This is a genomic window from Flavobacterium denitrificans DSM 15936 (genome assembly GCF_000425445.1).
Taxonomy (GTDB): domain Bacteria; phylum Bacteroidota; class Bacteroidia; order Flavobacteriales; family Flavobacteriaceae; genus Flavobacterium; species Flavobacterium denitrificans.
Window position 1 is genome coordinate 322,109 of the sequence record NZ_AUDL01000004.1, and the last position, 14,399, is coordinate 336,507.

The 14,399-nt window shown below is 33.7% G+C and carries 11 protein-coding genes; 8 read left to right on the top strand and 3 right to left on the bottom strand.

The genetic code is table 11. The features are described 5' to 3' along the window. Window positions 1-8 precede the first annotated feature (8 nt). The 4 genes from H600_RS0101450 (at window position 9) to H600_RS0101465 (ending at window position 7,250) form a co-directional block, all read left to right on the top strand. Window positions 9-1,448 carry a complex I subunit 4 family protein gene (locus H600_RS0101450; RefSeq protein ID WP_026727119.1) on the top strand — a complete coding sequence of 480 codons (1,440 nt, stop codon included), beginning with the start codon at window positions 9-11 and terminating at the stop codon, window positions 1,446-1,448. Between the two features lie 56 nt (window positions 1,449-1,504). Further along, window positions 1,505-2,896: an NADH-quinone oxidoreductase subunit N gene (locus H600_RS0101455; protein ID WP_026727120.1), complete on the top strand. Its 1,392-nt coding sequence runs from the start codon at window positions 1,505-1,507 to the stop codon at window positions 2,894-2,896. 160 nt (window positions 2,897-3,056) lie between these two features. Further along, on the top strand, window positions 3,057-3,830 hold the full coding sequence (locus tag H600_RS0101460; RefSeq protein ID WP_026727121.1) for a Bax inhibitor-1/YccA family protein: 774 nt from the start codon (window positions 3,057-3,059) through the stop codon (window positions 3,828-3,830). 573 nt (window positions 3,831-4,403) lie between these two features. Next, window positions 4,404-7,250, top strand: a complete 2,847-nt coding sequence (locus tag H600_RS0101465; protein WP_026727122.1) for a pectate lyase family protein — start codon at window positions 4,404-4,406, stop codon at window positions 7,248-7,250. Window positions 7,251-7,335: 85 nt separating this feature from the next. Here H600_RS0101465 and amaB read toward each other — a convergent pair whose 3' ends face one another. Next, entirely contained in the window at window positions 7,336-8,889 is a 1,554-nt protein-coding gene (gene amaB / locus H600_RS0101470; protein ID WP_026727123.1) for an L-piperidine-6-carboxylate dehydrogenase, read from the bottom strand. 182 nt (window positions 8,890-9,071) lie between these two features. Between amaB and H600_RS0101475 the strand changes: the two genes are divergently transcribed. Continuing rightward, entirely contained in the window at window positions 9,072-10,028 is a 957-nt protein-coding gene (locus tag H600_RS0101475; RefSeq protein ID WP_026727124.1) for an MBL fold metallo-hydrolase, read from the top strand. A 119-nt stretch (window positions 10,029-10,147) separates the two neighbouring features. Here the strand turns inward: H600_RS0101475 and H600_RS0101480 are convergent, their stop codons facing one another. Together H600_RS0101480 and H600_RS0101485 are read right to left on the bottom strand one after the other, a co-directional pair. Continuing rightward, window positions 10,148-10,687 carry a 3-hydroxyanthranilate 3,4-dioxygenase gene (locus H600_RS0101480; RefSeq protein WP_026727125.1) on the bottom strand — a complete coding sequence of 180 codons (540 nt, stop codon included), beginning with the start codon at window positions 10,685-10,687 and terminating at the stop codon, window positions 10,148-10,150. Between the two features lie 94 nt (window positions 10,688-10,781). Further along, the gene (locus H600_RS0101485; RefSeq protein WP_026727126.1) at window positions 10,782-11,873 is read right to left on the bottom strand and encodes an endonuclease/exonuclease/phosphatase family protein; all 1,092 of its coding nucleotides are present in this window, start codon (window positions 11,871-11,873) and stop codon (window positions 10,782-10,784) included. A gap of 213 nt (window positions 11,874-12,086) precedes the next feature. Here H600_RS0101485 and H600_RS0101490 point away from each other — a divergent pair, with 213 nt between their 5' ends. From H600_RS0101490 to H600_RS0101500, 3 genes are all read left to right on the top strand, one after another. Further along, window positions 12,087-12,986: a S66 peptidase family protein gene (locus H600_RS0101490; RefSeq protein WP_026727127.1), complete on the top strand. Its 900-nt coding sequence runs from the start codon at window positions 12,087-12,089 to the stop codon at window positions 12,984-12,986. A gap of 161 nt (window positions 12,987-13,147) precedes the next feature. Continuing rightward, a complete protein-coding gene (locus H600_RS0101495) occupies window positions 13,148-13,519 on the top strand; it encodes a YraN family protein (protein ID WP_026727128.1) in 372 nt (123 codons plus the stop codon). A 119-nt stretch (window positions 13,520-13,638) separates the two neighbouring features. Further along, on the top strand, window positions 13,639-14,295 hold the full coding sequence (locus tag H600_RS0101500) for a hypothetical protein (RefSeq protein WP_008466087.1): 657 nt from the start codon (window positions 13,639-13,641) through the stop codon (window positions 14,293-14,295). The last annotated feature ends 104 nt before the right edge of the window (window positions 14,296-14,399 follow it).

The following is a 14,399-nucleotide window of genomic DNA, read 5'->3' on the forward strand; positions in this document are numbered from 1 at the left end:
TTATAACTATGAACGTTTCTACTATATTAATTATACTTTTAATTGGTGCATTTGCCACTTATTTTTCTGGTGACAAACTAGCTTCAAAAGTTGCATTACTTTTTAGTTTAGCAGCTTTAGGATGTTCAATTGTATTATTGAATAATTTTTCTGCTGGCGAAAATATCAGCGTAATCAACAGCTGGATTACACAACCAAAAATTTCATTTGCCTTAAATGCTGATGGATTAGCTCTTGCAATGCTTTTATTGACAGCAGCTTTAACACCGATTATTATATTTTCTTCTTTTGGAAATGAATATAAAAATGCTAAGGCATTCTACGCATTAATTTTATTTATGGCATTTGCAATGACAGGAACTTTCCTTGCTGCAGATGGTCTTTTATATTATATTTTCTGGGAGCTAGCTCTTATTCCAATCTATTTTATTGCACTTATCTGGGGTAATGGAGATGCAGATGAAAGAAGAAAAGCGGTGGTTAAATTCTTTATTTATACACTTGCCGGTTCGTTATTCATGCTTGTTGCATTTATTTATTTATATCAAAAAGCGGGCAGTTTCTTAATCGAAGATCTATACAAATTGAATCTTTCTGCTGACGAGCAATTATGGATATTCCTAGCTTTCTTTTTAGCTTATGCAATCAAAATTCCAATTATTCCTTTCCATACATGGCAAGCAAATGTGTACCAAAAAGCACCAACAGTTGGAACAATGCTTTTATCAGGTATCATGCTTAAAATGGGATTGTACAGTGTAATTCGTTGGCAATTGCCAATTGCGCCTTTGGCAGCGAAAGAATACATGGATATTTTTATCATATTAGGAATTGCTGGAGTTATTTACGGATCAATTGTAGCTTTGAGACAAAAAGATTTAAAGAAATTATTAGCTTATTCCTCTTTAGCTCACGTGGGATTAATCGCTGCAGGAACTTACACTTTGACGGTTGATGGTTTACGTGGAGCAGTTTTACAAATGATTGCTCACGGTTTTGTTGTTGTTGGATTGTTTTATGCTGCCGAAATTATTTACAGAAGATTTGAAACAAGAGAAATTGCTTCATTAGGTGGTATTCGTACACAGTCTCCAAAATTTACTTCAATGTTCTTAATTTTGGTTCTAGCTTCAGTTGCCTTGCCAACTACATTTAACTTTATTGGAGAGTTTACAGTATTATACAGTTTATCTCAAATCAATATCTGGTTTGCTGTTTTGGGCGGAACTACTATTATTTTGGGAGCTTACTATATGCTTAAAATGTTTCAGAATGTTATGTTAGGAGAAACGAATTCAAAAATATTTGCTGATGTTACGCTTAACGAAGGTATTTCAATGGTAGCCATTATTGCTGTTTTAATATTCTTTGGATTTTATCCAAAACCTATAACAGATTTGATCACACCAAGTTTAGAAACGATTTTAAACGTTATCAATAAAAATTAATATTTTAAATAAAATAAATTAGGGCGTTTTAGATTTCCTAAATCAAAAAAACAAAAATGAATACATTAATAGCTATAACAGGATTGGGTATTTTTTGCCTATTGTTTGAAATTCTAAATTTTAGAAAAGGCATTGTTCCGTTTACCATTTTAGGTTTATTAGGAGTTTTAGCACTTAACTATTATGAATTTGGATCAACAGCAAGTTATTACAACAATATGATTGCGGTAAGCAAGTTCTCTACTGCATTTTCATCATTGTTTATTATTTTGACTATTTTCCTTGTAGCATTAAGTCATAATTTTTACGAAAATCATCAAACAAAAATTTCTGATTATATTGCTATAAAAGTATTTTTATTGGCTGGAGCTGTTGCTATGGTTTCTTTTGGAAATTTAGCAATGTTTTTCCTTGGAATTGAAATCCTGTCAATTGCATTATACATTCTTGCAGCAAGTGACCGTTTGAACATTAAAAGTAACGAAGCTGGTATGAAATATTTCTTGATGGGATCTTTTGCATCAGGAATCATTTTATTCGGAATTTGTTTGATTTACGGAGCTATGGGAACTTTTGATGTAACTGAAATCTACGAAAGCTCTCTATCTGCTGAATTGCCAATCTGGTTTCCAATCGGGATGGTCTTAATGACAATTGGAATGTTTTTTAAGATTGCAGCTGTACCATTTCATTTCTGGGCTCCAGACGTTTATGAAGGTTCTCCTGCATTGACAACGGCTTTGATGAGCACTTTGGCTAAAGTTGTTGCGGTTGCAACACTTTACAAATTGGTAGCTGGTTTAAACTTAATTCCTTCATTAGAAAACCAAGATCTATTAGGAACATTTGAACATATTATAGTGATCATTTCAATTGCTTCTATGACAGTTGGAAATTTAATGGCTTTGCGTCAAGTGAATGTGAAACGTATGCTTGCATTTTCAGGAATCTCACATGCTGGTTTCATGTTGATGACATTTTTGACTATCGCAACTTCTGCAGGAGTTTTATTGTACTACGCAGCTGCGTATGCATTAGCAGGAATCGCGGCATTTAGTGTTATTTTATATGTTTGCAAAAATCAAGACAACGAGGATATTACAAACTTCCACGGTTTAGGAAAAACAAATCCGTTATTGGCTGCAATTTTGACTGGCTCATTATTATCAATGGCCGGAATTCCAATTTTCTCTGGATTTTTTGCTAAATTATTCTTATTCAGCCAAACCATTCAATCTGGTTATATTGCTTTAGTTATTGTTGCTGTTATCAACTCTATTATCAGTGTTGGTTACTATTTTAAATTAATTTTAGCAATGTATTCAAAAGAACCAAACGAAGAGCGCACCGGAAAACCATTCCTTATTTATGCTGTAGCAATTGTTTCAATTACTTTAAACATTGTATTAGGTTTATTCCCTTCTTTAGTTTTAGATTTATTGAACTAAAAAGTTTATCCAAAATATAAAAAGTCCGTCAAGAGTTATTTTTGACGGACTTTTTTTTAAGCCACCTTTAGTCCGAAAAATTCATGTTAAAAATTTAACGCAAAACAACAGACTTCAAAAAAACTCCATATATTTGATTACAATTAAATGTATTAAAAATATGAACTTCAATTCAAAAAATCCATTTTTAAGCGACAAGCGTTTTTCATCAAATACTGTATCAAAAGCTGAAGAAGTACACGAAGCACAAATTATTGATTACAATCAAGAAATGACTTTGTCTGGTACAATCAACAAAACAGCCATTTTATTTTTATTGCTGTGTGCCGGATCAATGATAACTTGGTGGATGGCCTTTAACGGAATGAATCCTATGTTGCCTACTATTGGTGGTGCGATCGTTGGTTTGATCCTGGTTCTTATTTCTTCATTCAAACCCCAAGCTTCGCCATATCTAGCTCCAGGTTACGCTTTTTTTGAAGGCTTATTCATCGGCGGAATTTCTGCAATATTTGAAATAAAATATCCTGGAATAGTAATCAATGCCGTTGCTGCAACACTCGTTACTTTTTTAGTATGTTTGGGTTTATATAAATTTAAAATCGTAAAAGTTACTGAACAATTCAAATCAGTCGTTATTGCCTCTACTCTAGCAATCGGGACTTACTATTTAATTTCTTGGTTAGTTTCATTATTTACAAACTGGACTCCTGTTCATTATGGAAATTCAATGATGAGCATTGGGATTAGTGTATTTGTAATTGTTATTGCGGCCTTGAACTTATTTTTAGATTTTGACCAAATCGAAAAAGGAGTACAGCAAAGAATGCCAAAATTTATGGAATGGTTTGGTGCTATGGGACTAATTATTACATTAGTTTGGCTTTACGTTGAATTTTTGAGATTGCTTTCAAAATTATCTAGCAAAGACTAGTAGTTTTTCCAACTTATACTATATAAGCCTTTTTGAACTTTTCAAAAAGGCTTTTTTTATGCTTATCATTTAATAAAAGCATTTATAAAAATTACATCTTCACCAATTCGTTTTCAAAATTTCTTTAAAAAACAGCATTCCTCTAATTGACCCTTGTATCTTTAAAAAGAATGTAAAAAGAGATCAAAAAATTGTTTATCAGTGTAAAAACCCCAAATCAAACTCAAAAAAGTGGCTTATTTCCTATTTTTAATTTTTATTTTAAAACATTTGCAAATCTTAAAAATTTTGCAAAAATATATGATCCTTTTTGTTTTTTCACATATCAAAAACGTAGTAAAAATAAGACCTAAGAAGACACTTCTTGAATTATGTAATAAATTACAATTAGTGCAATTTATTACATAATCAATATTTATATAATTAATTTTTTAAATAATATTTCTTTTATTTATGAAATATTTATGAATTTCAGAAAAAATTATATTTTTGTGTAATCGATTACAATTAATATTTGTAAAAAATAATCAAAACCACAAATAACTATTACTAACTTTTTTAACCTAAACAATTATGAAAAAAAACCTACTTTTCGTTTTCGTTTTCTTTGTGACAGCACAAATCTGGGCACAACAAGTTACAATTACTGAAGCATCTGGCTGGCTTGAAACTGCTTTCGTAAAATGGCAACCAGTTAGCAATGCTCAAACCTACAATGTTTATTATTCTGGTGAAGGAAGCACAGACAGAAAAATTGATGATCAACTAATCAGAAGTTACGGAAGCTATTATCGTGCCGATGTTCCAGGATTGAAAGCTGGGTCATACACAATTAAAGTAAAACCAGTAATCTCAGGCACAGAAGGCATTGGATCAATAACCAGCGCATTGACTGTCTCTGCACACGATCGAAATGGATTTGCTTTTGAAAGCGGTAGAGTTCCGGGTGGTTATAAAGCCGACGGAACACCGAAAGACAATGCAGTAATCCTATACATTACGCAAAATACAAAAAACACGATTTCGATGAATATTACTGGAGCAAGTGCAAATCCTTGTGTGGGTCTTCAAAATATTTTATACGCTATTAAGAAAGGAAAAGATACTCGCCCATTCATCATACGATTAATCGGAAATATTACGGATATGACTGTAATGGAAGGTGGTGATGTGGTAATCGAAAATGCAAACAACGCATCGAGTTATGTAACAATTGAAGGAATTGGAAATGATGCCGTAGCAAATGGCTGGGGTGTTCGTTTAAAATCGGCTTCGAATATTGAGGTAAGCAATCTCGGTTTTATGAACTGCAATAGTACAGCTGGTGACAATGTTGGAATGCAGCAAAACAATGATCATATTTGGGTCCACAATTGTGATTTATTCTACGGAAATGCAGGAAGCGATGCCGATCAAATTAAAGGTGACGGAGCATTGGACAACAAATCTTCCACTTATATCACTTTGTCGTACAACCACTTTTGGGATAACGGAAAAGCAAGTCTTTTAGGGTTAAGTGAAGGAACTACAACTGGTTTATACATTACGTATCACCACAACTGGTTTGACCATTCTGATTCTCGTCATCCACGTGTACGTTATTATTCGGCACACATTTACAACAATTATTATGATGGAGTTTCTAAATATGGCGCAGGTTCAACTTTAGGTTCTTCGCTTTTCATCGAGGGAAATTATTATAGAAATAGTAAGCACCCAATGTTAACCTCTTTACAAGGAACAGATATATGGGATGAAGCTAATCAGGTCAATAATGCAGGAACTATGGGAACCTTTTCTGGTGAAGCTGGCGGAAGCATTAAAGCCTACAACAACACTTTTGATACTTCGAACGGAACAAACAATATGCGTTTTGTGGCTTATAATGATCCTAACCCGCTATACAATATTTCAGGAAAAATAAGTTCTGCTACAGATTTCGACGCTTATGTAGCAACAACAAGAGGCGAAACCGTAAGTAGCACTATCAAATCAAAATCGGGTGCAAATTCATATAACAACTTTGATACAGATGCTACATTATATGTAAAAAATTTAGTTGTTGATCAGCCAGCAACTGCAAAAACAAAAGTGACTCAATATGCCGGGCGTATTTCTGGAGGAGATTTAAAATGGACATTTGACAACAGTGTTGATGATACTTCGTCACTTGTAATTACAGCTCTTAAATCGGCTTTAACAAACTATACTGGAACATTAGTAGCTGTTCAAGGCGAAGGAAATCCTCCTGCGAGTTCACAAACACTTACTTCGACTGGCAATCAAAACCAAACTGTAGCAAGCGGAACTGCAATTGCATCAATTGTATTTACTTGGGGCGGAGACGCGACAGACGCTACTGTAACAGGTTTGCCGGCATCAGGGCTTAGTTATATAAAAAACACAACTGCTAAAACTATTACTATTTCGGGAACTCCAACGGCTACAGTTTCCTATTCAATAGCAACGACTGGAACGGGCTCGCCAGCAACGGGATCAGGAACAATTACGGTAACGGCAGCTGGAGCGCAAACTTTAACATCAACGTCAAATAATAACCAGACTGTAACAAGTGGGTCAGCAATATCATCAATTGTTTTCACTTGGGGAGGAACTGCTACAGACGCAACCGTAACAGGATTACCAACATCTGGAATTAGTTTTGTGAAAAACACAACTGCTAAAACAATTACAATTACTGGAACACCAACAGCAACAGTATCTTACTCAATTGCAACTACAGGAACAGGAACGCCGGCAACAGGTTCAGGAACAATTACAGTTAACACTGGAACTCCAAGTAGTGATGAGATTCACAATTTTACAGTCTCTGGTAAAACAAGCTCGTTTTATGCAATTACCGGAAATATGAACTCTACAGACGGTTCTGTAACATATAACGGACTTACTTTGACTAAACGATTAAAGATCGAATCAAGCACTTCAATAACTTACACGACAACAAGCAATTCGACACTTACTTTGGTTTTTGATTCGAATTTTACCGGAACTATTAAAGTTGATAACGTTTCCTATACTGCATCAGCAGGAATTGTAACCGCATCAATCGCTGCAGGTTCTCATACCATTACCAAAGGATCTGTTGCAAATCTTTTCTATATCAGTACCGTTTACACAAGCGGAGGCACTGCACGAATGGCAAAAACAACTGAAACCACTGCAGAACCAGAAACTACAAATGTCCTTTTATATCCAAACCCTGTTTCTGATGTTTTATACTTTTCAAAATCAACGCAATCAATTGAAAAAGTCCAGATTTACAACATTTTTGGGACGTTAGTAAAAAGTGCAGGAAAAGATGCTGAAAGTGTCGATTTAAGCCAATTAATTCCAGGAACTTATTTAGTTAAACTTTACACTTCTAATGGTTCTTTCAATCAAACAATTCTTAAAAAATAATACAAACAAAACCTAACCAACTTAATTTAAAAAGCAAAGGCTTCCAATTATGGAAGCCTTTGTTGTTTTATAATTATTTTGAATCTTATAAGTCAAATTTAATTCCTTGTGCCAAAGGAAGATTCGTAGTATAATTGATCGTATTAGTCTGACGGCGCATGTAAATTTTCCATGCATCAGATCCAGATTCGCGTCCGCCTCCAGTTTCTTTTTCACCACCAAAAGCACCACCAATTTCAGCTCCCGAAGTTCCAATGTTTACGTTTGCAATACCACAATCTGAACCTGTAACCGATAAAAATCTTTCAGCCTCGCGTAAATTATTCGTCATAATTGCTGAAGATAAACCTTGAGCAACTCCATTCTGAATTTCGATTGCATTATCAACTTCTCCAGAATATTTAATTAAATACAAAACAGGAGCAAAAGTTTCATGTTGCACAATTGCAAATGAATTTTCAGCTTCAGCAATTGCAGGTTTTACATAACAGCCACTTTCGTAACCTTCACCTGAAAGTACTCCACCTTCAACCAAAATTTTTCCACCTTCAGAAACGACTCTATTTAAAGCAACAGCGTATTGTTCAACTGCGTGTGTGTCAATCAGCGGCCCAACGTGATTATTTTCGTCAAGCGGATTTCCAATTCGTAATTGTTTGTAAGCCGCGACTAAAGCATCTTTTACTTTATCATAAATACTTTCGTGAATAATCAATCTTCGAGTTGATGTACAACGTTGACCAGCCGTTCCAACAGCACCAAAAACTGCACCAATAACAGTCATTTTAATATCTGCATCTGGAGTAACAATAATGGCATTGTTTCCTCCCAATTCTAATAATGATTTTCCTAATCGAGCTGCAACTGCTTGCGCCACAATTTTCCCCATTCGGGTTGAACCTGTTGCAGAAACTAACGGAATACGAGTATCTTTTGTCAACAACTCTCCTATTTTATAATCACCATTTACCAAACAAGAAATTCCTTCTGGCAAATTGTTTTCTTTAATAACTTGAGCGATTATATTTTGACATGCAATACCACAAAGAGGTGTTTTTTCAGAAGGTTTCCAAACGCAGACATCGCCAGAAATCCAAGCCAAAGCAGTGTTCCAAGACCAAACGGCAACCGGAAAATTAAATGCCGAAATAATTCCGACAATTCCCAGTGGATGATATTGCTCATACATACGATGTCCCGGCCTTTCAGAATGCATTGTCAAACCATGTAATTGACGAGATAATCCAACCGCAAAATCACAGATATCGATCATTTCTTGAACTTCGCCGTAGCCTTCCTGTAATGATTTGCCCATTTCATAAGAAACCAATTTTCCAAGAGCTTCTTTATTTTGACGTAATTTTTCTCCAAACTGACGTACAATTTCACCACGTTGCGGCGCTGGAATTAATCTAAAAGATTTAAAAGCTTCAGTTGCTGAACGCATTACTTTCTCATAATCTTCAAGTGTAGAAGTTTTTACCGATGCAATTAATTTTCCATCAACAGGAGAAAAACTATCTAAGATTTCTCCTGATGAAAAACTCTCCACTCCTGTTGAAGTCCCTTCATTAACTAGTTTAATTCCTAGTTTTTCTAAGGCTTCGTTCATACCAAATTGCGATGCTATTGTTGTCATTGTAACTTTTTTAGTTAAAATTGTTATATTATTTATGTAAAGATATTCTTTTAGAATTAATTTCAAATTGAAGTGCCAACATAAATACCTGTAAATTTAAGATTATTTGATAGTATTTACAGAAACAGAACCGCATTTATTGGAATTATTTCGTGAAATTTGCACTACTTAAAAATTGAATTATGACCAATTTCAATAGACTTTTACTTTGTTTGCTTTTAATTTCAGCGAATGTTTTTGCTCAAAAAGAAAAAACCTCTTTCCAAGTTGTTCCGCTGGGAATAAAAGGAGGAATCGACGAAAAAAATCTTTCTGCCTATTTAGTAGCGCCAACAAACACGAAAGATTTCATTTGTCTGGATGCTGGAACTGTAAATGCAGGAATCGAAAAAGCAATTGAAAACAAGGTCTTTAAAGTTTCTACAAGCGAAGTTTTGCGAAAATACATCAAAGGATATCTAATCTCGCATGCGCATTTAGATCACGTTTCTGGCTTAATCATAAATTCTCCTGCCGATTCTTCAAAAACAGTTTATGCCACTGAAAAATGTATGGAAATGATGGAAAATCATTATTTTAACGACCATACTTGGGCAAACTTTGGAGATAAAGGCGTGGGATTTCCACTAAAAAAATATCATTTCCAAACCTTGAGTTTAGGCGAAGAAACTCCTATTGCAAATACAAAAATGACGGTAAAAGCTTTTCCTTTAAGTCATGTTAACCCGTTTGAAAGTACTGCATTTTTAATTAAAAATGAAGAATCTTATGTCCTGTATTTAGGTGATACTGGGCCAGATTCTGTTGAGAAAAGTGATAAGTTAAAAAATCTATGGACCGCAGTTGCACCTTTAGTTCAAAACAAACAATTAAAAGGTATTTTTATCGAAGTCTCTTTTCCAAATGAACAGCCTGATCAATTTTTATTTGGACATTTGACACCAAACCATTTAATGAAAGAACTTCATGTCTTGGAAAATTTAGCTGGAAAAGGTAGTTTAAAGGATTTCAATATTATCATTACACATTTGAAACCGCCAGCTAAAAACATTACAAAACTAAAAGAGCAAATTAAAATTCAAAATGATTTAAGATTGAAGATTATTTATCCTCAACAAGGGAAGAAGTTTGAATTATAATTTTTTTGGCCACAGATTTTACTGATTAGGCAGATTAAAAAATATTTAAAAACTGCACTTATAAAAAACCCGACAGGCTTTAAAAACCTGTCGGGTTTGCTATTATGTTTTAATCGAAATTATTTTTTAGCCACAAATCTCGGATCTGTTTCCATAACAGTTCCACATTTATCACAGGTTCTTAATTCTTCTGAATTGTAGAAATGTTCAAAATGAGGAAGGAAATCTTTTTCGATATTATGAAGTTCAAAATAGACTTCATACAATTTATGATTACAATTATCACAATGCCAAAGCAAACCATCAGTATAACCAAGCCCTGCGCGTTTTCTTTCGATTACTAATCCAATTGAACCTTCAGAACGAACTGGAGAATGTGGCACCTTAGCAGGATGAAGATACATATCACCAGCATTTAATTCCATTTCCTTGCGTTCGCCATCTTCCTGAATGACTACTTTTATGCTTCCTTCAAGCTGGTAAAAAAGCTCTTCGGTTTCATTATAATGATAATCTTTTCGAGCATTTGGTCCAGCAACAATCATCACGATATAATCGCCTGAATCTACATAAAGGTTTTTATTTCCAACTGGCGGTTTAAGTAATTGTCGGTTTTCTTCAATCCATTGGGTAAGATTGAACGGTTTTGCTATAGCCATTTTTTTCAGAATTTATGAAATGCTAAGGTAATGAAAAGTATTCAGTCGCAGTCGCAGTTTTCAGATTCACTGAGACTGAAAATTGCGACTGCGACTAAAATTCTTTTACCAAATAGATGTAAACCGGAAAATGATCGCTAAAACCTGCTTCGGTTGGAGAATTTCGCAACGGATACCCTTTATATTTTCCAACAGTCTGAATTAAATAAGGCCGATTGAAAATTCCTGCTTTCCAGAATTTATAACTTGAAAAATCAGGCTGAATAAGAGTTTGAGTCATTATAATTTGGTCGAAAATATCCCAAGAATCTCTGAAAGCCAGCGTTCCCATTCCCTTTGCTGCCATTTCTTCAAACGGATTGAAAGTTCCAAATTCTGAAGTTTCAGCTTTTTTAGATTCTGTTCCTAAGCCCACTTTTATGCTTTTGTTAAATGGTCCATCATTCAAATCTCCCATCGTAATCACTTTTGCAAGCGGATTTATTTGCTGCAATGAATCAATAATTTTTCTGTTCAATCTACCAGCTGCTTCACGATACGGACTGCTGGCTTTTTCGCCACCTGATCTGGACGGCCAATGATTAATGATGATATTAATTTCTTCATTTTCCAGAAAACCCGTAACCAAAAGCTGATCTCTCGTAAATACACGATTATGATTATCTTTAATTTCAACATCACCCAAATCTTCATTTCGTTTTTCTTGAGGAACAGTTTTGTTTTTATAAATAATTAAAGGAATATTTGAAAAAGAAGTCGGCCTAAAATATTTTTTACGGTATAAAAGTGCCACATCGATCCCGCGTTGATCTGGTGAATCAAAATGAATAATTCCATAATCGAAATCTGCAATTTTTTCTTGTTTGATCAAATCCTCAAGGACGCCTCTATTTTCAACTTCTGAACAACCTATTAAAGTTGGTGCATTTAAGTTTTCTGGAGTTCCAATTTCAGAAATTACTTTAGACAAATTCCTTAATTTTTGTTCGTATTTTTCTTTTGTCCAATGTTGCGCACCTATAGGTGTCCATTCATCATCGTTTGTGCTTGGGTCATTAATTGTATCAAAAAGATTTTCGAAATTATAAAAGGCTACAGTATGAATACTGTATTTTTTAGATTGACCGCTTAAACTAGAAATTGCAAAAAAAGCGATCAAACAAAAATGAAATTTAATAATTTGCATAACTTTAAAAAATTAAAACGCCAAATTAAATAATTTGTAAGAAATTTCAGTTATTTATGCGTTCAAATATCTAAATTTGTTACAGACCAAAATTAAAAAACAGCATAAGAAATCATGAATAGCTTCCTCAATCTTAAAAAGAAATTTAACTGCTTTAAAATCGCATTTCTTACTTTTGCTTTACATACATTCACTTGTCAATCTCAACAAAACATGATAACACCACCTTATTTACAAAAAGGAGATACTGTAGCTCTTTTGGCAACAGCTAGAAAAAACATCGACGACAATTTAAAACCAACAATTGATTTATTGCACAGTTGGGGATTAGAAGCTGTTGTAGGAAGCACAATTGGTCTTGATTACCACCAATTAGCTGGTACAGATGAACAACGTGCGGCCGATTTTCAAAAGCAAATGGACAATCCAAATATCAAAGCAATTTGGTGTGTTCGTGGTGGATACGGAACTGTCAGAATGTTAGATTTATTAGATTTTACCAAATTCAAACAGCATCCGAAATGGGTTATCGGTTTTAGCGACGTAACGGTTTTGCACAATCATTTAAACACAATGGGCTTTAAATCGTTGCATGCTATAATGCCAGTTACAGTACCGCGTGCAACGCCAGAAGCGGTCAGTTCTTTAAAAGCAAGTTTGTTTGGAGAACCTGTATCCTATTCTATTGCTCCAGACCAAATGAATCGTTTTGGAAAAGCAACTGGAGAATTGGTTGGTGGAAATTTATCCATTTTATATAGCTTATTAGGTTCACCATCGGCAATTGATTGTAAAGACAAAATTCTATTTATTGAAGATTTAGATGAATATCTGTATCATATTGACCGTATGATGATGAATTTAAGACGAAATGGATGCATCGAAAATTTGAAAGGAATTGTTATTGGTGGCATGACCAAAATGAAAGACAATGAAGTTCCGTGGGGGAAAAACGCTCTAGAAATCATTGATGATGTGACTAAAAAATATAATATTCCTGTAATTTTCAATTTCCCAGCAGGACATATTAGAGACAACAGAACCTTGATAATGGGAAATACTGTTACAATCGATGTAAATGCTTCTGGAAGTACACTTACATTCCAAAAATAATATCTCACATTGATTCCTTTCTAGGAAAACTAAAAATACCACATAAAATCTCGCAATCCCGATAATTATCGGGAGCAAAGTCGCAAAGTGTATCCAACCTTTGCGACTTTGTGTTTTTATGTACAAAAAACTTGAAACTTGAAACTTGAAACAAAAAAAACATGGCAGAACATAACGAACTAGGAAAACTTGGAGAAGATTTGGCTGTCTCTTATCTCGAAGAAAATGGCTATGAAATTTTAGAACGAAACTTTGTTATTCAAAAAGCCGAAATTGATATTATTGCCCTAAAAGAATCCATTTTGGCCATCGTAGAAGTCAAGACAAGATCGAGTTTAGATTTTGGTTCTCCGCAAGATTTTGTCAAGCAAAAAAAAATTCAGCTACTCATAAAAGCAGTAAATGCCTACATAAACGATAGGGAAATGGATTTTAATGACGATTTAAATATTCGTTTTGACATAATTGCGATTCATAAAACCGAGGAAACATTTGCAATTGAGCACCTTACTGACGCTTTTTATCATTTTTAACATATTTTTTTGTTGTTATAATTGTAACAATTTGTTTTTTTATTTATATTTGCAGAGATTTATAACATCAAATTAACTAAACCAACACAATTAAGTTACAAAAAAAAAGAAAAAAAATTATGAAAACCGTTTCTTCCATCGTCGAAAATTACATCAAAACAAAACCGTTTTTATTAAATGCATTATCGCTCGGAATTATCAATCTGACTTCGCTATCTCGAAATATTATGACCGAGCTGGAAAGTGAGTTTGGCAAAGAGGTAAAACAAGGTGCTGTTGTAATGTCTCTTAAAAGATTGACTGAGGAATTAGATTTTAAATTAAACCACAAAATCAATAAAGTAATCAAGAATATTGGTGAAATCACGGTTCGTTCTGAGCTTACAGATTACACTTTTGCTGCTTCAGAAACTGTTTTAAACAAACAAGCTGATTTAATTTCTGATATTAATGCTTTATCTGATATTTTCTATACCTCATCACGTGGTGTAAATGAAACTAATATTGTAGTGAGCAGCAGTGTGAATCACTTGGTTGAGAAACACTTTATGAGAGAAAAACTAATTCAGAAATTAGACAATTTAGCTTCTATTACAGTAAAATTGCCAAAAGAAAATATTGTTGTTCCTGGAATTTATTATTTTATTTTCCAACGTTTGGCTTGGGAAGGAATCATCATCAACGAGGTAATTTCTACTTCAAATGAATTTACAATTTTAGTTGGCGAAGATCAAGTTGACGTTGCGTTCAAAGTAATCAAAGATTTGAAAAACTAATTAAGCCGAATTTAATTTTAGATCAATTATATAGATTCAATTTTCAATAATCCTTTTGTCTTTTTGTAAAAAGATGAAAGGATTTTTTTGATTTAAAAAAATAT